Source organism: Belliella kenyensis, from assembly GCF_022549675.1.
Taxonomy (GTDB): domain Bacteria; phylum Bacteroidota; class Bacteroidia; order Cytophagales; family Cyclobacteriaceae; genus Belliella; species Belliella kenyensis.
In genome coordinates this window covers 57,872-77,746 of record NZ_JAKZGR010000016.1, presented here as the reverse complement: position 1 = coordinate 77,746, position 19,875 = coordinate 57,872, and the positions used below count along the sequence as shown (strand labels likewise).

19 protein-coding genes are annotated in these 19,875 nt (G+C 38.5%); 11 read left to right on the top strand and 8 right to left on the bottom strand.

Translation table 11 applies throughout. From position 1 onward, the window contains the following. Positions 1–2: 2 nt before the first annotated feature. Positions 3–755, bottom strand: a complete 753-nt coding sequence (locus MM214_RS15800) for an SDR family NAD(P)-dependent oxidoreductase (protein WP_241296871.1) — start codon at positions 753–755, stop codon at positions 3–5. A 305-nt stretch (positions 756–1,060) separates the two neighbouring features. On the opposite strand from MM214_RS15800, the gene MM214_RS15795 reads away from it, so the two are divergent. Then, a complete protein-coding gene (locus tag MM214_RS15795) occupies positions 1,061–1,564 on the top strand; it encodes a hypothetical protein (RefSeq protein ID WP_241296869.1) in 504 nt (167 codons plus the stop codon). 51 nt (positions 1,565–1,615) lie between these two features. Here the strand turns inward: MM214_RS15795 and glmS are convergent, their stop codons facing one another. The 3 genes from glmS to MM214_RS15780 form a co-directional block, all read right to left on the bottom strand. Continuing rightward, the gene (glmS, locus tag MM214_RS15790; RefSeq protein WP_241296867.1) at positions 1,616–3,457 is read right to left on the bottom strand and encodes a glutamine--fructose-6-phosphate transaminase (isomerizing); all 1,842 of its coding nucleotides are present in this window, start codon (positions 3,455–3,457) and stop codon (positions 1,616–1,618) included. A 138-nt stretch (positions 3,458–3,595) separates the two neighbouring features. Further along, on the bottom strand, positions 3,596–4,936 hold the full coding sequence (locus MM214_RS15785; RefSeq protein WP_241296865.1) for a DUF4270 domain-containing protein: 1,341 nt from the start codon (positions 4,934–4,936) through the stop codon (positions 3,596–3,598). After that, positions 4,920–5,732, bottom strand: coding sequence for a glycogen/starch synthase (locus MM214_RS15780; RefSeq protein WP_241296864.1), 813 nt, complete (start codon positions 5,730–5,732; stop codon positions 4,920–4,922). Before MM214_RS15780 ends, MM214_RS15785 begins: the two co-directional genes overlap by 17 nt. A 129-nt stretch (positions 5,733–5,861) precedes the next feature. On the opposite strand from MM214_RS15780, the gene panC reads away from it, so the two are divergent. From panC to MM214_RS15750, 6 genes are all read left to right on the top strand, one after another. After that, a complete protein-coding gene (gene panC, locus MM214_RS15775; RefSeq protein WP_241296862.1) occupies positions 5,862–6,707 on the top strand; it encodes a pantoate--beta-alanine ligase in 846 nt (281 codons plus the stop codon). Positions 6,708–6,731: 24 nt separating this feature from the next. Next, complete coding sequence (gene panD, locus MM214_RS15770; RefSeq protein ID WP_241296860.1) at positions 6,732–7,079, top strand: aspartate 1-decarboxylase; 348 nt, start codon at positions 6,732–6,734, stop codon at positions 7,077–7,079. Positions 7,080–7,082: 3 nt separating this feature from the next. Beyond that, the gene (locus tag MM214_RS15765) at positions 7,083–8,084 is read left to right on the top strand and encodes a lysylphosphatidylglycerol synthase transmembrane domain-containing protein (RefSeq protein ID WP_241296858.1); all 1,002 of its coding nucleotides are present in this window, start codon (positions 7,083–7,085) and stop codon (positions 8,082–8,084) included. Positions 8,085–8,121: 37 nt separating this feature from the next. After that, complete coding sequence (locus MM214_RS15760; RefSeq protein WP_241296856.1) at positions 8,122–8,808, top strand: zinc metallopeptidase; 687 nt, start codon at positions 8,122–8,124, stop codon at positions 8,806–8,808. Positions 8,809–8,917: 109 nt separating this feature from the next. Continuing rightward, on the top strand, positions 8,918–10,057 hold the full coding sequence (locus MM214_RS15755) for an acyl-CoA dehydrogenase (protein ID WP_241296854.1): 1,140 nt from the start codon (positions 8,918–8,920) through the stop codon (positions 10,055–10,057). Between the two features lie 141 nt (positions 10,058–10,198). Then, complete coding sequence (locus tag MM214_RS15750) at positions 10,199–11,131, top strand: helix-turn-helix domain-containing protein (RefSeq protein ID WP_241296852.1); 933 nt, start codon at positions 10,199–10,201, stop codon at positions 11,129–11,131. On the opposite strand, the gene MM214_RS15745 is transcribed toward MM214_RS15750, so the two are convergent. The 4 genes from MM214_RS15745 to MM214_RS15730 form a co-directional block, all read right to left on the bottom strand. After that, a complete protein-coding gene (locus MM214_RS15745; protein ID WP_376856758.1) occupies positions 11,111–11,893 on the bottom strand; it encodes a geranylgeranylglyceryl/heptaprenylglyceryl phosphate synthase in 783 nt (260 codons plus the stop codon). The genes MM214_RS15750 and MM214_RS15745 overlap by 21 nt on opposite strands. Next, positions 11,874–12,236, bottom strand: a complete 363-nt coding sequence (locus tag MM214_RS15740) for a hypothetical protein (RefSeq protein ID WP_241296848.1) — start codon at positions 12,234–12,236, stop codon at positions 11,874–11,876. The genes MM214_RS15745 and MM214_RS15740 overlap by 20 nt, the downstream gene beginning before the upstream one ends. 5 nt (positions 12,237–12,241) lie before the next feature. Then, entirely contained in the window at positions 12,242–12,586 is a 345-nt protein-coding gene (locus MM214_RS15735; RefSeq protein WP_241296846.1) for a phage holin family protein, read from the bottom strand. Positions 12,587–12,660: 74 nt separating this feature from the next. Continuing rightward, complete coding sequence (locus tag MM214_RS15730; protein ID WP_241296844.1) at positions 12,661–13,263, bottom strand: YkgJ family cysteine cluster protein; 603 nt, start codon at positions 13,261–13,263, stop codon at positions 12,661–12,663. A 198-nt stretch (positions 13,264–13,461) separates the two neighbouring features. Here MM214_RS15730 and MM214_RS15725 point away from each other — a divergent pair, with 198 nt between their 5' ends. The 4 genes from MM214_RS15725 to uvrA all read left to right on the top strand — a co-directional run bounded on the left by MM214_RS15725 (position 13,462) and on the right by uvrA (position 19,851). Further along, positions 13,462–14,193, top strand: coding sequence for an LOG family protein (locus MM214_RS15725; RefSeq protein ID WP_241296842.1), 732 nt, complete (start codon positions 13,462–13,464; stop codon positions 14,191–14,193). Between the two features lie 74 nt (positions 14,194–14,267). Beyond that, entirely contained in the window at positions 14,268–15,143 is an 876-nt protein-coding gene (locus MM214_RS15720) for a lytic transglycosylase domain-containing protein (RefSeq protein ID WP_262916649.1), read from the top strand. A gap of 82 nt (positions 15,144–15,225) precedes the next feature. Then, positions 15,226–16,887, top strand: coding sequence for an AsmA family protein (locus MM214_RS15715; RefSeq protein WP_241296838.1), 1,662 nt, complete (start codon positions 15,226–15,228; stop codon positions 16,885–16,887). 129 nt (positions 16,888–17,016) lie between these two features. Next, positions 17,017–19,851 (top strand): excinuclease ABC subunit UvrA, encoded by a 2,835-nt coding sequence (gene uvrA / locus MM214_RS15710; RefSeq protein ID WP_241296836.1) that lies wholly within the window; start codon positions 17,017–17,019, stop codon positions 19,849–19,851. Positions 19,852–19,875: the final 24 nt, after the last annotated feature.

Genomic DNA, 19,875 nt, shown 5'->3' with positions numbered 1-19,875 from the left:
CTTTAGTTTTTGATACTTACAAATCCACCGTCTACAGGGAAGTTGGTTCCCGTTATAAATTTTGCTTGATCAGAGCAAATGAAAAATGCTGCTTCTGCCACTTCTTCGGGGGTGCCCATACGACCTATAGGCTGAGTCTTAGCAAGCTTTTCAAAGACCTCTTTTTCTTGGCCTGGATAATTTTTTGCCAAAAAATCATCTACAAATGGGGTATGGATTCGAGCAGGCGACAAGCAGTTGCAGCGAATTCCTTCACTGACATAATCGCAAGCTATGGAGTAAGTCATAGAAAGCACAGCTCCCTTGGTCATGGAGTAAGCAAATCTATCTGGTATTCCCACCGAAGACACAATTGAAGCCATATTCAAAATAGCCCCACCTTTGCCTTTCATTTTTGAAATGGCAGCTTGTGCGCAGTTGTAGATCCCTTTTACATTGATGTTAAACAGCCTAGAAAAGTCTTCTTCTGTAGTTTTTTCAATATTTCCTACATGTGACACACCTGCGTTATTGATGAGTACATCGATGGAGGGAATATTGGCAAACACTTCTTTGACTTGATGTTGATTGCTTACGTCACAGGCCATGAAGTGCACTTGATTATAATCTGACCGCAATTTCTTTAATACCTCTTGGCCAAGAGTCTCATTAAAATCTAAAATATAAACACTAGCCCCTTGAGATAAGAATTTTTTCGTGATGGCCAGCCCTATTCCACTTGCACCACCTGTTACAATCACCTTTTTGTTTTCCATATTTATTTTATTCAGGTCCTTAAGTTATCTCTGTTGCTATGAGGCTTATTAAATTCAAATCTCTAAATTAGAAAAATGAAGCGTTCAAAATACACTTATTCTATTGTTTTATTTATTTTTTAGCAAGCTTATTCATAATCCTCCAATTTTGAGATTCTTACAAAAGAATATTCTTCAAAAGAGTTTAAAAATTGCATCAGGAATATTAATTTTCTATTGGTTTTGGATATGAAATAGATGATTTCCGATTGTAAATTTTAATTATCACTATTAATCATGTATTTTGCGAAATATTTCTAATTCTGATGATTCAAAAATTATTTCCTTTAGATAAAAACTATATTCTCAGACAGGCTCAGACGGCCTTGGAGGATAAAGCTTTGGACTTGATGGTATTTGAGTTGAAGAAGTCGTATACTGCATTGTACAATCCGCTCATGCTTATGGATGCTACTTACAATCAGATCATCGATACATATGACTTTCCAAGAGAGAGAATTAGATTAATTTATCGTCAGCTCTGTGGTATTTACAGGTACAAGTTTGGTGATAATCAACTCGAACTGCTTTTTGATGGCAGAAGCCATTTTGAAAAATTTCAAGAGGACTGGATTTTGCAATTTTCCACTTGGCTGCGAGAACTTGGCAGGTTCGAACCCTATGTAAAAACAATGCTACGAATGACCGTGCTTTATGATACAGAGTCTAGAGCGGAATGGTCCGAAAATCAATGCAAAGCCTTTGTCAATCAGTATTTTGATCTGAAGATTGTCAAAAGAAATGGAGAATTAAAATTGAAAATAGGTTGATAAGAGCTTTAGATATATAAAAAAACCCGCTATCATTAGCGGGTTTTGTTTTTATTCTACTGTTACACTCTTTGCCAAGTTCCTTGGTTGATCTACATTACAGCCTCTCATTACCGCAATGTGATAAGAAAGTATCTGTAGCGGAATAACAGAAAGCAATGGTACGAATGCTTCGGCGGTGTCTGGGATTTCTAGGACATGATCAGCCATACTTTTTACTGTAGTATCTCCTTCAGTGACCACAGCAATAATTTTTCCTTTTCTGGCTTTTACTTCTTGAATGTTCGACACTACTTTTTCATAAGAGTTGTCTTTGGTAGCGATGAATACAACTGGCATTTCTTCATCTATCAAAGCTATAGGCCCATGCTTCATCTCAGCAGCTGGATAACCTTCCGCATGGATATAAGAAATTTCTTTGAGCTTCAATGCTCCTTCTAAAGCAACTGGGAAATTATAACCTCTTCCTAAATACAAGAAATTTCTTGCGTCTTTATATTCTGCCGAAATTTCTTCAATATGAGGATTCATTTGGAGTGTTTCTTCTACTTTGCTTGGAATTTTTTCCAACTCATTCAATAGCTGCACATACTTACTCTCTGTAAGAGTGCCTCTTTGATAGCCAAGCATCAAAGCCATCATCGTAAGTACTGATATCTGTGCTGTAAATGCCTTGGTAGATGCTACGCCGATCTCTGGTCCAGCATGTGTATAGCTGCCAGCATGCGTAGCGCGTGCGATGGATGAACCGACCACATTACACACACCAAATATTGTAGCACCCTTTGATTTTGCCAGCTCTATGGCTGCTAAAGTATCCGCAGTCTCTCCTGATTGAGAAATAGCGATAACAAAGTCTTTTTCATTAACAACGGGATTTCTATACCTGAATTCTGATGCATATTCTACTTCCACCGGAATTCTTGCAAATTCCTCAAACAAATATTCTGCGACCAAACCAGCGTGCCATGAAGTACCGCAAGCTGTGATGATGATCCTGTCTGCGTTTTGGAACTTGTTCATATAATCCCGCAATCCCCCTAAGACCAAACGACCGTTTTTCGCATCTAATCTACCTCTAAGACAATCAGCAATAGATCGCGGTTGTTCAAAGATTTCCTTAAGCATGAAATGTTCATAACCACCTTTTTCTATCGCTTCTAGCTCCATTTCGAGCTGGTTGATATAAGGATTTGTTTCTACGTTTTCGATGGTTTTGATTTGTAGTGAGCCGTTGCGTATTACGGCGATCTCATAATCGTCAAGGTAGATTACTTGATTGGTATATTCGATGATCGGAGTGGCGTCTGAAGCAAGGAAATACTCTCCCTTTCCTACACCTATCACAAGTGGCGAACCTTTACGGGCAGCTATCAATGTATCAGGTTCCTCTATATTCATGATGACAATAGCATAGGCACCTACTACTTTGTGTAGGGCTAGTCTGACCGCCTCCTCTAGACTACAATCGTTGTTTTTATGGATATCCTCAATAAATTTCATAAAGACCTCAGAGTCTGTATCACTTTGGAATACATAGCCCCTGTTTTTCAAGTCTGTTTTCAAAACATCATAATTTTCTATGATGCCATTATGAATCATAGCAAACTTTTCATTTGATGAGTAATGAGGATGAGCATTCACATCATTGGGTTCTCCATGAGTAGCCCATCGGGTATGACCGATACCTATGGTAGAACTCAATGTTCCCTTTTCTGTAAGGTGATTTTCTAACTCAGACACTTTGCCTTTTTTCTTATAGACATTGAGCCCTTCATGATCGATCAGTGCGACACCAGCACTGTCATATCCCCTGTATTCTAACCTCTTGAGACCTTTTATGATGATTGGCAGCGCCTCTTTCTGCCCTACATAAGCAACTATTCCACACATAATTTTTAAAAATTTTTAGAGCTTAAAGGTAGTTCTTTTGTTCAAAAAAAATATAAAAACCCAAGCGAAAAATCAAAAATTCGGTTAATTTTTGATTTTTCGCTTGGGTTTTGAAACTTTTGCTTCTCAGATACTTATCTAAAATGCACGTATTTTTGAGTAGTAAATTTTCAATTTAATATCATCTTGATTTACCACGAATTCCCTAAATGATCTTTTGAAAATATCACCAGATTCTGCCTGTCCTACTGAAGGATAAAGTAGAAAATCATTTCTTTCTAATCCTAGTCTGTATAAGGCATTCATGTGGGATGTTATTTTTACCCGGTATGTGTTGGCGGTAGAGCCATATGTCAAGAAAGCAGGATTTGAAAATGCGGGTGAAACACTGCCATTTTCAGTAACTACCTGAGCTACTCCTTCTCTTTGTACAGAAAGGGAGTTATTATTTGAGTTTCTTAAAATTCTATTTTGCGCATCAGTCAAGTACATCATCAGTCCAGAAGGTGGTCTATTTGTGCTGATGTTACTACTCAATGGACCAATGGCAAGTTCAATATCATTGAAAGTCACATTTTGTAAAGTATCGAGAAAATTATCGATAGGGCTTGTGTCTAATTTTACAACAATACCCACATTAGATATAGAGCCCACTCTATTTCCTACATTATAAGCTACTCTAGGTTCCGTTATTTCTGCGGTGGGTGTGCCAGTTCGGTCGTTGTTGACAAAATTAAAATGCCTTGATTGAGCTGTCGAAATGGTATATCCTCGAGATATTGTATCGCCTTCATTTTTGTAGTAGACTATGATTGCTGTATTGCTCCCTACTCTTATAGACGTAGAAGCTTCTTCGGAAGGATCCCCCTGAAACGCTATACCTGGTATCAAGTTTCTGAAGGTGAAAATATCCCTAAAAGCGTCTCCTTTTTTCAACTCATCAAAGATAAATTCTGAAAAGCCACTTTCCATGTGTACGTTTACAGTAGTATCTTGCCTAGTAGAGAAATTGAAACTTCCTTGGGCTATTGGTTGCGCATCAAATTCAAGCCGATCACTATTGTAGTATGTAGTATCTAGGATTGCTTCATTGAGCAGGTGTACAGATAGTGTTTTTGGATTACTCAAGTCATTGCCTATCACAGATTCTATTTGAAAATTGAATTTCACAGAGTCCAGTACAGCGTTTTGTTGGGGTCTGGCAACTGTCGGACTGATGGCCAATCTAGAGAATCCTATGCCTTCGGTAGTACCAAAGAATTCACTAGTGAGACCGCCTACCACCATTACTCCTGCATTGGTAGTATTGAATGAATCTAGCAAAACCATAGAAGCAGAAAGGGGTATTTCTGCATAGAAAACCCCTATCTGGTTGTTGTTAGGATCCAGATCTAAGCCAATGCTAGATGGATCACTGCAAGAACTTGCTATGGATAATGTAAGGAATAGCCCTGCGACAGCTTTAGCCGGCCAGGTCATTATAGATGTTGTAGTAACTTTCAAAAAGTTCTTCGTCTTCTTCTTTGTTAATCTCACACTTTTTATCTTTAGAGCACTCTTCAATTAATTGCGTCAACTTATCTGAAATTTCCTCACTTTTGATGACCATGTCGGCATATTCCATTCCTATTTTCAGGAAGCCTTCATAATCTTTAGATTTCAGAGGAGCCAAAATGTTATCGTCTATGTCGACCATTTTGACTTTATCAAACAAATCGTCGCCAAATTTATGGCTAAATCCTGTATTATAAATAGCAAATACGGATTTTGTATCCTTGAATAGAGGTTCGTTTTTGTAAGTAGTCTTTAAGTACAAGGGAATCAAGCTGGTCATCCAGTCATTACAGTGTACTACATCCGGAGCCCAGCCAAGTTTTTTGACGGTCTCTATGACTCCTTTACAGAAGAAAATGGCTCTTTCGTCATTGTCTTCGTAAAACTTCTCTTGTTTATCATGGAAAACGCTTTTCCTTTGGAAATAATCTTCATTGTCTATAAAATAAACTTGAAGCTTTGCATTCGGAATTGATGCTACTTTTATAATCAATGGTTTTTCTTCCTCACCAACTGCGATGTTGATTCCAGAAAGTCTCACTACCTCGTGCAACCTGTTCTTTCTTTCATTGATCAAGCCAAATCTAGGAACAAGAATGCGAATTTCCATACCTTTTTCTTGCATCGCCTGAGGCAGTGCTCTTACAAAGTTGGCTACTTCTGATGTTTGTAGGAATGGATTGATTTCACTTGCAACGTAAAGGATACGAAGTTTAGACATATCTTGTAATTTTTGTTGAGGGTATAATACGGGACTACAAAGTTACAAAAAAAATCCCTAAAATCCATTGTTTTTCTGGATAATAACATAGCTTTGCGCCTATTTTACATTTGATAAACCCGCCCAGAAGTGGAGATCCTCAGAACCAAATTAGACGTAAAATCTAGACTCAATCAGGTAAGAAATTCTCAAAAAATAATAGGTTTTGTTCCGACAATGGGGGCATTGCATGAAGGACATTTGACATTAATTGATAATGCCAAATTAAATTCTGATCTGGTTATCGCCTCTATATTTGTAAATCCGACCCAATTCAATAACAAAGATGACTTCGAGAAGTACCCAATTACCATAGAGAAAGACCTAGATTTGTTAAAACAAAAAGGGGTTGATTTCGTTTTTCTTCCAGCAGTTGAGGAGCTATATGCGAGTAAATCTATTGTAAAATTTGATTTTGGATACCTTGATAAGACATTAGAAGGAGTCTTTAGACCAGGCCATTTTAGTGGTGTCGGACTGGTCGTTTCCAAACTGTTAAATATTGTTAAACCTCATAAATCTTTCTTTGGCCAGAAGGATTTACAGCAAGTAGCTGTCATCAAACGCCTAGTTGAGGAGCTTGAATTTGATGTCCGAGTCATTACAGTACCTACCGTCAGAGAACTCGATGGACTTGCCATGTCCTCAAGAAATGTGAGACTAAGTATAGAGGGTAGAGCAAAGTCCACGATTCTTTACCAAAGCCTTACTTTTGCTAAAGATGAACTATTGGCAGGCAAGGAATGGTTTATTATCCAAGAGCAAGTGAAAAGCAATTTTCAAAATATCTCAACCTGCTCCCTTGAATATTTCGAACTAGTAGATACCAATAGTCTTGAGCCAAAAAATAATTTAGATAAAGCTTCAGGGCTTTCCATTTGTATTGCTGCTTATGTCGAAGATGTTAGGTTGATAGACAACCTAGAGATAATTTGATTAGTTTTGCGCAAAATTTCAATCATGCATATCCAAGTATTAAAATCTAAAATCCATAGAGTAAAGATCACCCAAGCGGAGCTTCATTATGTAGGAAGTATCACCGTAGATGAAGACTTGATGGATGCTGCCAATCTCATCGAAAACGAAAAGGTTCAAATAGTCAACATCAATAATGGTGAAAGACTTGAGACTTATGTGATCAAAGGCGAAAGGGGTAGTGGGATGATTTGTTTGAATGGACCTGCTGCCAGAAAAGCTCAAGTCGGAGATATAGTAATCATCATTTCATATGCCTCTATGGATTTTGAAGAAGCCAAGAAGCATCAACCTATCGTCATCTTTCCCGATGACCATAACAAAGTCATATAAATTTTGAAAATCACTCTCAAGCAAGGGATTCAGGTAGTTGTATCATTAATCGTAGCAGTTGGTATCTTTTGGTTTTTATATAAAGACATCAGTTTTGAAGAACTTTCAGGGGCAGTCGCTGAACTCTCGTGGTATTGGCTAGCTGCCTCTATTTTAGTTGCATTGTTTGGTTTTTGGCTCAGAGCTTGGAGATGGAAATTACTCATAGATGCAAGCACTGAGTCAAACGTGCGAACCTCTCGGGCTTTTTGGGCCCTAATGGTAGGTTATCTAACAAATCTGATAGTACCTCGAGCTGGCGAAGTAGCACGCTGTGGGGTTTTGAAAAAAACTGACGGCCTAGATATGGGAAAACTTGTGGGAACAGTGATAGTGGAAAGATCCATAGACCTGCTAATGATGGTGTCATGTATTTTTCTTGCCTTTGTTATTGAAAGAGAATTGTTTGTAAGTATTTTTGAGGAGCTCGTTGCTACTGATGACCTATCAGAAAGTTTGATGAACATACTACCTATTGGCATAGGTGTGGTTATCTTTTTGAGTCTTGTTGTGTTTTTTATATTTAAAAAATTCAAAGAAAGTCGTATAGTGATCAAAGTTCGAAACTTTGGCAAAAATCTCTACAAGGGAATGCTTTCGATCAAAGATGTGGAAAATCAATTAGGGTTTTGGATGTCTTCTCTTGGTGTATGGTTGAGTTACTACCTCACCATGTATGCAGTAGCGCTGGGCATTCCTTCTACTGCCAGTTTGACAGCTAGTGCTATATTGATGGTGATGGTGATGGGAAGTATTGGCATGACTGCGCCTGTACAAGGAGGTATAGGTACCTTTCATGCACTTGTGGCCTTCATTTTGATGAAGTATGATTTGAGCGAAGAACAAGGGAAAATTTTTGCAGCAATTATACATGGATCACAAGTGTTGACAATCATTGCCATTGGCCTTTTGGCTTTAGGCATTTTTCTCAGAATCTCTGCAAAGAAAAAACCTAGGACTTCTTAAATTCGTATTGAACAAGCAGTTAAAATAAATCAAAGCTATGATTATTCTTATCGTCGTTGTATTTGGAATCTTAGGATTCGTAGTAAGCAACAGGTTAAAAAGTAAATTCAAAAAATATTCACAGATACCTCTACAGGCAAATCTGTCAGGAAAAGAGGTAGCGGAATTGATGCTCGCTGATAACAATATCAGAGATGTATCGGTGCATTGTGTAGAGGGTCAGCTATCTGATCACTACAATCCAGGTAATAAAACCGTCAATTTGAGTCCGGATGTCTACTATGGAAGAAATGCTGCGGCTACTGCGGTAGCAGCCCACGAATGTGGTCACGCAATACAGCATGCTACAGCTTATACTTGGCTTCAGCTGAGATCTGCCATGGTTCCTGTCCAAAATGCTAGTGGTAAAATCTTGAACATCGTGCTTATTGCATCTCTATTTGGGGGTTTCTTGATAGGTTTACCTTATGAATTCATAGGCGCAATCGTAGTGGGAGCTTACGGTATCATGACCTTGTTCACACTCGTCACTTTGCCAGTTGAATTTGATGCAAGCAATAGAGCATTGGCGTGGGTCAACCAAAGAAACATAGTCACCAGATCGGAATATGGAATGGCCAAAGATGCACTTAAATGGGCAGCAATGACCTATGTGGTTGCAGCATTAGCTTCTTTAGCTACATTGGCATACTACATCTTCATCTTTTTTGGAAATAGAGATTAGAAAAAAGGAAACCAAAAAACTCATTTTGAGTTTACATAAGAGGTGCAATTCGTTGTACCTCTTATTTTTTTGAATTATATTTCTAACACTAAACAAATAACCCAAATATATGAACTTCGAATATACAGAAGAACACTTAGCCGTGAGGGATGCAGCCAGAGAGTTTGCACAATCAGAATTGTTACCTGGGGTCATAGAAAGAGATACCGAAGCCAAGTTTCCCGCAGATCAAATCAAAAAAATGGGAGAGCTGGGCTTTATGGGTATGATGGTGAATCCTAAATATAATGGAGGAGGAATGGATACGATCTCCTATGTGCTAGCGATGGAAGAACTGTCGAAAATAGATGCATCAGCATCTGTGGCTATGTCTGTCAATAATTCATTGGTATGTTGGGGTTTGGAAAAATATGGATCAGAGGCTCAAAAAGAGAAATATTTAAAACCATTAGCATCAGGGGAGGTATTAGGTGCATTTTGTTTATCTGAACCAGAAGCTGGTTCGGATGCTACTTCTCAAAAAACTGAAGCCCGAAGGGAAGGGGATTTTTACATTTTGAATGGGACAAAAAACTGGATCACTAATGGCAATACGGCGAGCGTCTATTTGGTGATAGCACAGACAGATGTGGCCAAAGGGCATAAAGGAATATCTGCTTTTATAGTGGAAAAAGGATGGGAAGGTTTCGTAGTAGGAAAGAAAGAAGACAAGTTAGGTATACGAGGGTCGGATACCCACTCTTTGATGTTTACAGATGTGAAAGTGCCTGTAGAAAACCGAATAGGAGAAGAAGGCTTTGGATTTAACTTTGCTATGGAAACCCTGAATGGTGGAAGAATAGGGATTGCGGCGCAGGCTCTGGGAATAGCTGCTGGTGCTTACGAACTTGCCTTGGCATATGCCAAAGAGAGAAAAGCATTTGGAAAGCCCATCAGTCAGCATCAAGCCATACAATTCAAACTTGCAGATATGGCTACTAGTATAGAAGCTGCTCGACTCTTAGTTCTCAAGTCAGCATGGCTTAAGGATCAAGGAAAAGACTATGCTCATGCTTCAGCTATGGCAAAGCTATACGCCTCTCAAGTAGCTATGGATGTGACAGTAGAGGCTGTGCAGGTTCATGGAGGCTATGGATTTGTCAAAGAGTATCATGTCGAAAGGCTAATGCGTGATGCAAAGATTACTCAGATTTATGAAGGTACTAGTGAGATTCAGAGAATAGTTATATCTCGTGGCCTATTGAGATAGTACAATGTTTATAGGTTAAAAAGGGCAAAAAATACAATTTTTTTTCCCTTTTTCTTGGCTACATGAAATTTTTATGGGATAAATACATTGTGAATTAAAAATTTGTCCTAGTTTTACGAGAAAACTACAAAGCTTGTATTCATGGAATTTTACAATAAAGTCATAGAATCAGTAGGAGTACGCTTCTTAAAAGGCAATAACTACAAAATCACAAAACCAGCAAGTATTGCGGATTATAGTGATACCGAGAATACAGTAATTCTTTTACATCAAGGAGCATTAAAGTATTCAGACGAAAGCGAAGGAGTCAATGAAGGTGAGATGCTATTTATTCCAGCAGGAAGAAGAACGAACGTCACTTTTGGGTCTATCTCAAAGAAATCTGAAATGTCCAACGAGGAATTTTTAGACAACAAGCGAAAGTATCTTCAGACAATAAGTTTCAAAGAGATCAAAGGTGCAGAGGAAGATTGCATTACTGTGGTGAATTTTGACGCCAAAGTATTTGATGTAGTGAACTTTTTCAATTCACTTGGTATTCCTCCTTTTGCTATCAAGTTCAATGATCGCATAGCTTCTATACTAGAAGATATAGTAAAAGAAAATGAGCAAAATACACCAGGGAAAGAGCGTGTCATCAAATTGCATACGGAGCTTTTAGTTATCGAAATTGTACGCCATATTTTGAAAAATAGACTATTTGTAGAAGAACTTTCTACAAACAGCACCTATTTCAAAGATCCAAGGCTAATTGAAATGTTCAATTTCATAAAGAAAAACATTGGTGGTGACCTTTCTAATAAGGTATTGGCAAAAGTAGCCAATGTCTCTGAGGACTATGTGGGTCAGTATTTCAAAATGCTGACTGGAATAAATCCTCAAGATTATATTGAGTACCAAAGAATGGAGGCCGCCGTAGAGCTTCTACGCACATCTAAGAAAAGTATAAGAGATATAGGCAAAGAAGTAGGCTACAAGGACACTGCATACTTCTGTCGCCGATTCAAGATGATGTATGGTTTGCCAGCAGGAAAGATGCGAAGAAGGGAATCACTAATTAATGTTCAAGGATAAGTTTAATACATTTACATACTCGAGAACCTCAGTCAATAGACTGGGGTTTTTTTCTGCCCCATTCCCTAGTACCACCAGATCAGCACCACTTTCGAACACAGCCTTTACTTTTTCCAAAGTATCCAAACCTCCGCCTACAAACACAGGGGCATTGATATTTTCTTTTATTGAATGTATGATTTCATGTGGCACTGGTAGGTGAGCACCACTACCTGCGTCTAAGTAAAAATACTTCAAGCCTAAAAACGAACCAGCCAATGCAGTAGCAACTGCTATATCAGCCTTGTCTCTTGGCAAGGGGATGGTTTGTGAAATATAATGAACGCTTGTAGATTTCCCTCCATCGACTAGCATGTATCCCGTCGGCAGTATCTCTACACTCGATCTAGCTAATATAGGAGCTATCACCACATGCTGCCCAATAAGCAAATCGGGATTCCTTCCAGAGATAAGTGATAAGAAAAGTATTCCATCTGCCATAGGTGAAAACTGCGAAATACTTCCAGGAAAAAGAATAACTGGGATTTCTGGGCTAAAATCCTTTATTTTCCTTATCAGGTTGTCTTGTTTTTGATGGGATACAAGGCTGCCGCCTAAGAAAATAAAATCAAGCCCAGTAGCCACCGCATGTTCTAAATGTAACTTCAGTGTGTCAATGGACTTGATTTTATCTGGATCAATAAGCCATGCAACTGATTTTTTTCCATTCAAAGCAAAATCATCAATCTTTTGGGCTAATCCATTATTCTTCTTCAATATCACTGGTGTTGTTGAGGTAGTTATCGAGAAACTTTTTTCTTCCATAAGCGATTGCCATAGGAAGAACTATAGCGGCCATTCGTGCCATAAAACCCGCTTCTTTTTTAGCAGTGAGCTTGGCACTAATTTCCTTATCTAGCAAGCCTTCCCTTTCTAATACGGCCATGACTTGCTTAGTTTTTTTATTCTTTTTCCCTTTGAGAAGTCTTACCAAGCCAAAAGCTACTATCCCACCTGCAAGTACCCCTGAGCCTACCCTGATCCAATCCCCAGAGTCGCCTTTGAGTGCATTAAGCTGAGCTTGAAGTGTTTGCTCCAGCTCTTGTGCTTTTTTTTCTAGTTCCATAATGATTATTGCTTTTTGATCCTGAAAAGAAAACGCCTAAAAAACTGCCTAAAGGAAGTTATAATTCCATCTGACTCTCTTATCAAGAAGAGTATCACGAATATTACCAAGTATATCAGGCTGACATACAAAAAGCCCTGATAGTTCGAATACAAAATTTCACCTAAGTAAAATGCTAAAGAAATACTAGCAAAAAGCAAAATCATCAAAGATGCAAGACCCATTAATATTAAGATGAAAACTCTCGATATAATTTCTGAAAAGCTATCCTCCAACTGGCTCTTAACCATTTGAATCCTGACTTCAATCAGCTGCTTGATCGTTTGAACAATTTCTGATACGTTGAGCATATATGTAGATTTAGTTAAAATTTCAAAAACAAAGTCGACTACAATATACGATCAAAAACCGTGCTTTAAAAATTTTATAAGCTTTCTGGTTCGTTATTTTCTAAGTAAAACATATAAGTCAATACGACTTCAAGAGCATTTTTTATGGCTATATTGATAGGATACTGCTGATTTGTTAGTTGAAAATCTATATTATACAAATGAGAATAAAAATCACCACTAGATGGTACGGATAGCCCTTCTTTGATGGCCAATACTGTACCCTGGTATGCATCTGCTTTTTGTTCTTTGATGATTTTGCATGTGATCAGCTCTTTTTTGCCTTCCTTATTTCTTCTAGCGGAGCTTCCGAATAGCCTGCATATCATGCCTCTATTGCTGTAGTCAGAGCAGAACCCTGATTTTGCATCTGCTGAGAGTGATTTGTAAATGATACAATTTGAATCTTCACCAGCTTCTTCGAGTATTGATAGTGCTTTTTCAGCTTTTCCCTTTTCATACAGATCAAAAGCTAAGGGCAAAAACTCTAAAATTGAAGCATGTACATTTGGGTTTGCACAACAAGCTCCACAGCCCGTCACGCAAGACAACTGTGATGACTGCATGAAGGACTTGATTTCAATATCTAATTCATCAAATACCTTCCTGACTTCCAGAGACTTTTCTCTCAAATTCATAGGTTCATATATAAAAGCCTGCGAAAGTAACACACCTTAGATTCTAAAACAACATTTATTTTTTGGCAACTTTTTTTCTTCATTCATGTTTTAATAGATGGATTTCTTTTCAAGAAAAAAAGAAAAATCTACCTTTAAGAGCTTAATTTCATTTTTAAGCCAATAATGGATGTGTTTTTTGATAAAAGTATATAAGTTATGAGTGAAAACAATGGTCCAATAGACCCAAAACAAGAAGAAAGAATTCGTAGAGCGTTCAAAGAAAGAGATTGGAATGAAATAAAGAGTGCAGACTCTTGGGCGATTTTCAAGGTCATGTCTGAGTTTGTTGAGGGATTCGAAAAATTAGCAAAAATAGGCCCATGCGTCTCGGTATTTGGATCGGCTAGAACACCTCGCGATCACAAGTACTATAAAATGGCAGAGGAAATTGCTGCTAAACTGGTAAGGCATGGCTACGGAGTGATCACTGGTGGAGGTCCTGGGATCATGGAAGCAGGTAATAAAGGGGCTCATTCTGAAAACGGAAAGTCTGTAGGACTGAATATTGTCCTTCCTTTTGAGCAGTTCAACAATGTTTATATTGACCCTGACAAATTGATTACTTTTAATTATTTCTTTGTTAGGAAAGTAATGTTTACAAAATATGCACAGGGGTTTATAGCACTTCCAGGGGGGTATGGTACCTTAGATGAGCTATTTGAAGCTTTGACATTGATCCAAACCAATAAAATAGGAAGGTTTCCAATCGTGCTAGTCGGCAGAGAGTATTGGGCAGGACTGGTAGACTGGCTGAAAGATACCATGCTGGCAGAACGTAATATCAATGTAGAAGATTTGGACTTATTTTCTATAGTTGACAATCCAACAGATGCCGTTAAAGTCATAGATGATTTTTATAGCAAATACCTTTTGTCACCAAACTATTAATAGTGAGGCGTTATCATATATACATTATTTATGGCTTGATAATCATTCTATTCGGGCTGCTTTTGATTCAAAAATTGGATCAAAAGCAGCCTGAGATTATTTATCAAGAGGTCATTGTCAGTCCAGAAAGTGGGGAGGAATTTGTCATGAAGATTCCAGACACGAGGGCGAAGTTATTTGACATGCCTGAAGCTATCACTTTTGCCGATGAGCCCGTACCATTAGATTTGGATGATGTAAAAGAAAGGCTTGAAAGAGAGATTTATGTCAATGCTTACTGGCAGTCGAACATGATCTTGCTGATGAAAAGAGCAGGAAGGTACATGCCAACCATTGAAAAAATCTTGCATGCAAACGGCGTCCCGGAAGATTTCAAATACCTAGCCATGGCTGAATCCGGACTTATGAATGTAACTTCACCGGCTGGAGCCAAGGGTTTCTGGCAGTTTATGCCTGCCACTGCCAAGGAATACAATCTAGAAGTAACCAATGAAGTAGATGAAAGATATCATCTAGAAAAAGCCACCATTGCAGCTTGTCAATACTTAAAAAAGGCCTTCGCCAGATATGGAAATTGGACATCAGTAGCTGCTAGTTATAACATGGGTATGGGCGGATTATCCAAAAGAAAGTCGGAACAAAGACAGCATAATTATTATGATCTCTTACTCAATGACGAGACAAGTCGCTATGTATTTCGATTACTTGCATTCAAGGAGATCTTCGAAAATGCTGAAAAATATGGCTTCAATCTTTCCCCTGAAGATAAGTATGCTATGCCTAGACTAAGAGAAGTAGCCGTAAGTGGTGATATAACAAATCTGGCTGAATGGGCAATCAAACACAATACAAATTACAAAATGCTCAAGCTCTACAACCCTTGGCTTAGGTCTGATAAGCTTAAAGGAAGTAAAGGAAAGGTTTATGAAATCAAGATTCCGATGAAATAAACAATTGAAGTAGTTGATAGTTTATTTTTATGATAAATTTTCTAACTTAATAAAGTTTAAAAAATTACCCAGCTCAATTTTTATGAAAAAATGGCCAGTTGTACTGCTGATTCTCCTATTCGTTGCTATAATGGCTTTGAGAGGAGTCCCATATTTAATTAATGTCTATCTCAATCAGAATGCTGATAGAATAGTTAGTGATATGATCACTCGGACGAGTGGGTTTGATAATCACGAAGTTAGCTTTGGAAATATCAGACTTGACTATAATTACACAGGGACTTATTTGAATATTGAAGATGTAGTTATCAAGCCTACCAGTGATATCGACGTTACCCAATCTCAAATTGAATTAAAATTAGGACTTGCGAGGATTACAGGGTTCACTTGGAGTAGTTTTTTGTTCAACAACTCTATAAAAATAGACTCCGCAAAACTAGAAAATCTAGATATCAAGACAGTAACTCCACCTATCGATTCTCTGAATATAGAGACAAGTGGTGAAAAAGGAGATAAGAAAGACTATGATATGATATCTGCTAATAAAATCTTACTCAATCATTTCAACCTTGAAAATAGAGATTTAAAATGTGACTCGGTCAGAATGAAAATAACAGATCTAAGGGTAGAAGCTGCAGATTTTAGACTTTCCAAAGAAGATATCGACAATCAAGATGCTTTGTTTGATGTAGGAATGGTTCATGGTGAGATTGAAGACGTATCAGTTCATTTTGATGATTATAAGCAACACGCAAAGATCAAAGATTTGATGTTTGACACAAGAGATAAGACAGTCAAAGTGGCTGATTTTTCTTTGAATCACAAGCTGGGTAAGTTTGAGTACACTGAGTCATTCAAGCTAAGGACACCCTGGCTTGAACTTACCAATGGGGTATTGGATGTGAAAGGAGTGAATTTCGATTCTTTTCTACGCAAGGGGATTCTTGATGTGGACAGCTTGAAAATCAGTGAGCTACAAATCGAAGCGTTTAACAACAAAAATCGACCTGAGGATCATGAGCGCAGACCATCAATGGTACACGATATGTTCCAGACCATAGAATTCCCTATGGTATTGAGGAATATAGACTTAGTCAATGCTCATATCAAAATAGAAGAGCAACCTGATAATGGTGCTCCTACCACAGGTAAGCTTTTCTTCTCCGATGTCAATGCTCAGATCAGCAGATTGAGCAATTTAGAAGATGATATTGAGACAGCAAAGAATTTTGAGATTATAGCAAATGCCTTACTCATGGGTAAAGGCAAGGTCTATCTTGAGGCCTCTTATGATCTGGAAGATCCGAGTGGTAAGTTTCATTTAAGAGGCTCGCTTGGTAAGATGGATCTTACGGCAATCAATCCCATGATAGAACCTGAGGCCAAAGTAAGTCTCAAGTCAGGAATCATCAATAGATTGGACTTTAATATCTATGCCAATGATGATGATGGTCATGGTGAAGTGATCGTGCGGTATGAAGACTTACAAATCGAAATATTAAATAGGGATTTTGAAAAGGATAAAAATATCTTCCGAAAAATAGGCTCTTTCCTAGCGAGTAAAGTAGTCATCAAATCCCAAAATCCTAGAAAAAATGGGAATCTAGAAAAGGGTGTGGTCTATGCAAAAAGAGTAAAACACAAATCTATGTTTCACTTTTGGTGGCAATTGATTTTCTCTGGTTTGAAATCTACTGTGACAGGAGAGGACCTTGAAGATTTGAAATCCAAGGCTAATGATTAAGATACCTGATGACTTTATTTGCAAAAATGATTTCACCTCAAAATATAAAGTTCACTTTCCCTTCCTTTTGGGATGAGTAGATTTAAATCCCTATTTTTGCATGCTTGATATATAAAGGATTACCCTTCCATGACTGAAAAAATCACTGAAAAAGAAGAATATATAGAAATATATGGTGCTAGAGAGCACAATCTGAAGAATGTAGACCTTCAGATTCCAAGGAATAAGCTCGTAGTGATCACAGGTCTAAGCGGAAGTGGTAAAAGTTCTCTTGCATTCGATACCATCTATGCCGAAGGTCAACGAAGGTATATGGAAAGCTTTTCTGCCTATGCTAGGTCATTTTTGGGAGGAATGGAAAGGCCGGATGTAGACAAAATCAATGGATTATCACCTGTGATTTCCATAGAGCAAAAGACTACATCCAAAAATCCACGCTCTACAGTAGGCACAGTAACAGAAATCTATGACTTCATGAGGTTGTTGTATGCCCGAGCTGGTGAAGCTTACTCTTATCTTTCTGGTCATAAGATGATCAGGCAGACAGAGGATCAGATCATAGAGCAATTATTTAGCAATTTTCAAGGGAAGAAACTCTTCATCCTTGCTCCTGTAGTCAAAGGAAGAAAAGGGCATTATCGTGAGCTTTTTGAGCAAATCCGCAAAATGGGATTTTCTAAAGTTCGTGTGGATGGTGTGGTGATGGATATGGTACCCAAGATGCAAGTCGATAGGTACAAAATCCACGATATAGAAATAGTAATCGATAGGATAGTAGCAGAGGAATCCGACAGGTACCGAATCACTCAATCCCTCAAGACAGCACTTCAGCACGGTAAGGGTATCTTGATGCTGAGGGATGAGGCAGGAGAAATCCATCATTTTTCAAAATACCTGATGGACCCTACCACCGGTCTTTCATATGATGAGCCTGCACCCAATACTTTTTCATTTAATAGTCCCTACGGAGCCTGCCCGACTTGCAATGGCTTAGGTGTGATAGAAGAGATCACTCAGGAGAATATCATTCCCGATCCAAGCTTGAGTATCAGCAGAGGTGGCATAGCTCCCCTGGGAGAGTTCAGAGATATTTGGATCTTCAAAAAGATCGATGCCATATTAAAGGTATATAAGTGTAGCATCACCACACCTATTGAAAAGCTGCCAAAGGAAGTAGTCAATGTACTTTTGTATGGGGACAAACAGGAAGTAGAGGTAGATTCAGTAAAATATCCTGGTACCAAATGGACGACAACATTTGAAGGAATTATCAACTTCCTAACAAAGCAGCAAGAAGGAAGCTCAGACAAAATTCAACAATGGGTGAGTGACTTTACTACATCCAAGGTATGTCCAGATTGTGAGGGATTTAGATTGAAAAAGGAAGCACTTCATTTCAAAATTGCCGAGAAGCATATAGGCGAATTGGCAGTGATGGATATAGCCACTCTTGGAGATTGGTTTGACAAAATAGAAGAAAAGATGTCAGATCGTCAGCTACTTATAGGCAAAGAAGTACTCAAAGAAATCAAAAAAAGAATAGGATTTCTTCTCGATATAGGTCTTGATTACCTATCACTCAATAGACCGCTTCGCTCTCTTTCTGGAGGCGAAGCACAGCGAATCAGGCTAGCCACACAGATAGGTACTCAGCTAGTAGGAGTACTCTACATCTTGGATGAGCCCAGCATTGGACTTCATCAGAGGGACAATGTCAAACTGATCAAAGCCTTACAAGATTTGAGAGATTTGGGAAATTCTGTAATTGTAGTTGAGCATGATAAGGACATGATGCTAGAGGCGGACTTTGTGGTGGATATCGGTCCAGGTGCAGGTAGACATGGAGGACAAATCGTAGCTGCTGGTAACCCGCAAGAGTTTCTCAATCAAAAGAGCATTACAGCCAAGTACTTGGCAAATGAACTGAAGATTCAAATACCAGAGAAAAGAAGAGCTGGAAATGGACAGACTTTGAGCCTATTAGGTGCATCTGGGCACAATCTCAAAAATGTGAACCTTCATCTTCCTCTAGGCAAAATGATTTGCGTGACAGGGGTGTCAGGTTCAGGAAAAAGCTCATTGATTCATGAAACGCTATTTCCTCTACTCAATTCTCATTTTTACAATTCAAAGCGGGAACCACTTGCTCACACACGCATCGATGGGTTGGAGCACTTGGACAAAGTAATAGAAGTAGATCAATCACCTATAGGAAGGACTCCAAGGTCGAACCCTGCCACTTACACAGGAGTATTTACAGATATCAGAGCCCTCTTTACGGAATTGCCAGAAGCTAAAATTAGGGGCTATAAACCAGGAAGATTCAGCTTCAATGTAAAAGGAGGAAGGTGTGAGGATTGTGAAGGTGCTGGAATGAAATTGGTCGAAATGGATTTTCTACCAGATGTACATGTGCCATGTGAGACATGCAAAGGAAAAAGATATAATAGGGAGACGCTGGAAGTAAGATTCAAGGGTAAGTCTATTTCTGATGTATTAGATATGACAGTGGAACAAGCTGTAGCGTTTTTTGAGTTTCAACCGAAAATTTTAAGAAAAATCCAAACGCTCAATGAAGTAGGTCTTGGATACATTACCTTGGGTCAGCATGCTACCACGCTCTCTGGAGGTGAAGCGCAGCGGGTAAAATTAGCTACGGAGCTTTCAAAAAAGGACACAGGAAAGACCTTCTATATTCTAGATGAACCGAGCACAGGGTTGCATTTTCAAGACATTGACCTTTTGATGCAGGTTCTTCAAAGACTTGTTGATAAAGGGAACACGGTGTTGATCATAGAGCATAACTTGGACATCATAAAAGTAGCAGACCATATCATAGATCTAGGACCCGAGGGGGGGGACAAAGGAGGTCAAATCATCGCTGAAGGTACGCCTGAGCAAGTAGCCAAAAATAAGAGCAGTTTTACAGCCAAATTCTTGAAAGAGGAGCTAAAACAAGCATGAAGCTTTTAATGGAAGCTTTATGCC

What these genes read in the sequence shown, in the direction of transcription:
- MM214_RS15800 (WP_241296871.1), bottom strand. Translation starts at nt 755, where the DNA reads ATGGAAAACAAAAAGGTGATTGTAACAGGTGGTGCAAGTGGAATAGGG.
- MM214_RS15795 (WP_241296869.1), top strand. Translation starts at nt 1,061, where the DNA reads ATGATTCAAAAATTATTTCCTTTAGATAAAAACTATATTCTCAGACAG.
- glmS (WP_241296867.1), bottom strand. Translation starts at nt 3,457, where the DNA reads ATGTGTGGAATAGTTGCTTATGTAGGGCAGAAAGAGGCGCTGCCAATC.
- MM214_RS15785 (WP_241296865.1), bottom strand. Translation starts at nt 4,936, where the DNA reads ATGACCTGGCCGGCTAAAGCTGTCGCAGGGCTATTCCTTACATTATCC.
- MM214_RS15780 (WP_241296864.1), bottom strand. Translation starts at nt 5,732, where the DNA reads ATGTCTAAACTTCGTATCCTTTACGTTGCAAGTGAAATCAATCCATTC.
- panD (WP_241296860.1), top strand. Translation starts at nt 6,732, where the DNA reads ATGCATATCCAAGTATTAAAATCTAAAATCCATAGAGTAAAGATCACC.
- MM214_RS15760 (WP_241296856.1), top strand. Translation starts at nt 8,122, where the DNA reads ATGATTATTCTTATCGTCGTTGTATTTGGAATCTTAGGATTCGTAGTA.
- MM214_RS15755 (WP_241296854.1), top strand. Translation starts at nt 8,918, where the DNA reads ATGAACTTCGAATATACAGAAGAACACTTAGCCGTGAGGGATGCAGCC.
- MM214_RS15750 (WP_241296852.1), top strand. Translation starts at nt 10,199, where the DNA reads ATGGAATTTTACAATAAAGTCATAGAATCAGTAGGAGTACGCTTCTTA.
- MM214_RS15740 (WP_241296848.1), bottom strand. Translation starts at nt 12,236, where the DNA reads ATGGAACTAGAAAAAAAAGCACAAGAGCTGGAGCAAACACTTCAAGCT.
- MM214_RS15735 (WP_241296846.1), bottom strand. Translation starts at nt 12,586, where the DNA reads ATGCTCAACGTATCAGAAATTGTTCAAACGATCAAGCAGCTGATTGAA.
- MM214_RS15730 (WP_241296844.1), bottom strand. Translation starts at nt 13,263, where the DNA reads ATGAATTTGAGAGAAAAGTCTCTGGAAGTCAGGAAGGTATTTGATGAA.
- MM214_RS15725 (WP_241296842.1), top strand. Translation starts at nt 13,462, where the DNA reads ATGAGTGAAAACAATGGTCCAATAGACCCAAAACAAGAAGAAAGAATT.
- MM214_RS15715 (WP_241296838.1), top strand. Translation starts at nt 15,226, where the DNA reads ATGAAAAAATGGCCAGTTGTACTGCTGATTCTCCTATTCGTTGCTATA.
- uvrA (WP_241296836.1), top strand. Translation starts at nt 17,017, where the DNA reads ATGACTGAAAAAATCACTGAAAAAGAAGAATATATAGAAATATATGGT.